1 protein-coding gene is annotated in these 590 nt (G+C 37.8%); it reads right to left on the reverse strand.

Features of this window, described 5'->3' with window-relative positions; all coding sequences use genetic code 11:
* Window positions 1-590 (reverse strand): AMP-binding protein (locus AC3WTB_RS19170; protein WP_492334105.1); only part of this gene is annotated, 590 nt, incomplete at both ends.

The raw sequence follows: 590 nt of genomic DNA on the forward strand, positions 1-590 counted from the left end.
CAATAATTGTCTTTAAATCTGGTAATTCTTCATACGGTGTTACCCTCAATACGGAAGGTGGGAAAAAGGCAGTAGTAATGGCTTGATCCTTTAACCACTTTGTAAACTTATCCCCCGAAAGAAACAATTCTTTTTTACCTAAATAAAGGGTCGCTCCACTTAAAAGAGTAGGGAAGATTTCACCTACTGCGGCATCAAAACTAAAAGAGGCAAATTGTAACACACGGCTGCCTGATGAAATACCAAAAGTCTCACCCATTAAACAAAAGTTGCTTACACTTTTATGTTCCACCATAACCCCTTTAGGTTTTCCAGTAGTTCCAGAAGTATAGATAAGATAAGCTAAATCTGTAGACTCATTAATCTCTTCGAGATTTGTCCTAGGATTCTCTGTTAAAGCCAAATCATCAATTTTCACAATTTCGCCAGAAAATGTTTCTGGAACGTTTATATTTTCATGGGTCAATACATATTTCGCACCACTGTCCTGAAGCATATACTCAATTCGTTCACTTGGATAAGTAGGGTCGAGAGGTAAATAAGCTCCACCTGCTTTTAGTACGCCTAATATCCCCACAATCATCTCAACT

The sequence above is a fragment of the Bacillus sp. EB106-04-04-XG123 genome, assembly GCF_058791855.1.